Consider the following 476-nt stretch of genomic DNA (forward strand, 5'->3'; position numbering starts at 1 on the left):
CGTCGTCGGCCGCCGGATTGACCCACACTGCGGCGATGAGGGCGTGCGTGTCGGCAGCCTCGCGCGGGATCACACCGTCGGCGACGGCGTCGGCCACGCCCGCAGCGACTCCGGCCTGCGCCGGGCCCCAGATGAGGAGGCCGTGCTCGTCACCCGCCGGTGCGGCCTTCGTGACGAACAGCGTCAGGGGCTTCACCGGGAGGGAGGGGCGGAGCACCGCCACGAAGGGCACGTGCCCCTGGCTGGGGCTGGCGAGGGCAGTGGCCCACGCCGTCCCCGCAGGTCCCTCGCGGTGGCCGAGCACGGTGTTGATGTGTGCGGCGTTGACGCCGTCGCCGACGAAGCTCTCGCCGAGCTGGATGGTCGAGGTCATCAGATGAGTCCCTGCTCCTCGAGCCAGTCGATCGCGATGTCCTCGGGGTCCTCACCGTCGACATCGGCCTTGGCGTTGAGCTCCTGCATGACCTCGGTGGTCA

2 protein-coding genes are annotated in these 476 nt (G+C 71.2%); both read right to left on the bottom strand.

Features of this window, described 5'->3' with window-relative positions; translation table 11 throughout:
• The coding region (gene fae / locus AX744_RS08090) for a formaldehyde-activating enzyme (protein ID WP_061016225.1) at positions 1 to 373 on the bottom strand (373 nt) is incomplete at its 3' end.
• Positions 373 to 462 carry a hypothetical protein gene (locus AX744_RS21205; protein ID WP_269454434.1) on the bottom strand — a complete coding sequence of 30 codons (90 nt, stop codon included), beginning with the start codon at positions 460 to 462 and terminating at the stop codon, positions 373 to 375. The genes AX744_RS21205 and fae, both read right to left, overlap by 1 nt.
• Between the last annotated feature and the right edge of the window lie 14 nt (positions 463 to 476).

This window comes from Microbacterium sp. CCH5-D1 (genome assembly GCF_001557335.1).
Classification (GTDB): Bacteria; Actinomycetota; Actinomycetes; order Actinomycetales; family Microbacteriaceae; genus Microbacterium; species Microbacterium oxydans.

Excerpts from the sequence above, each read along its gene's own strand:
- AX744_RS21205 (WP_269454434.1), bottom strand. The coding sequence starts at position 462 with ATGCAGGAGCTCAACGCCAAGGCCGATGTCGACGGTGAGGACCCCGAG.